This window comes from Scandinavium tedordense, assembly GCF_024764965.1.
GTDB classification, from domain to species: domain Bacteria; phylum Pseudomonadota; class Gammaproteobacteria; order Enterobacterales; family Enterobacteriaceae; genus Scandinavium; species Scandinavium tedordense.
Window position 1 is genome coordinate 1 of sequence record NZ_JALIGG010000030.1, and the last position, 551, is coordinate 551.

General features: G+C 69.0%; 1 protein-coding gene. It reads left to right on the top strand.

The window, feature by feature from the left end; all coding sequences use genetic code 11:
• On the top strand, nt 1-551 hold a 551-nt coding region (locus MUU46_RS00155; protein ID WP_258964449.1), incomplete at both ends, for a hypothetical protein.

Consider the following 551-nt stretch of genomic DNA (forward strand, 5'->3'; position numbering starts at 1 on the left):
TGCTCTACCAGGACAAGCTCGAAGCCTGCCTGAAGGTCGCCCGTCACTGGCTGTCCATGGTCCCGAGCAACCAGCCGGTGTTCCGCGCCAGCCTGCTCTGCGTGCAGGCTTCGGCGCATGCGCTGCTCGGCGACTACGCCGAGGCCGCCGGCGCCATCGGTTCCGCGCGGGAGGACCTGAAAGTCGCCGACAGCGAGTACCTGCAGGTGGTGACCAGCCTGATCGAATCCCTGATCTGCAAGGAGAGTGGCGATCTGGAGCGGGGCAGGGCGATCGCCGAGTCGGCGCGCAACCGGGTCGAGCAGGTATTCGGCCGGCGCAGCCGGGTCGGCGGCCCCTTGTCGCTGGCCTATGCCGACCTGCTCTACGAGCAGGACCGGCATGCCGGCGTGCTCGCCGAACTACCGCTGGCGACGGTCTGGCGGGATGTCGCGACGCCGGTGGAACTGCTCAGTCGCGGCCAGTTGGTCATGGCCAAGGCGCGCTTCTTCTCCGGCGCCGCCGAGCAGGGGCTGGCGCAACTCGACGAATGGCTGAGCGGTCTGCTCTCG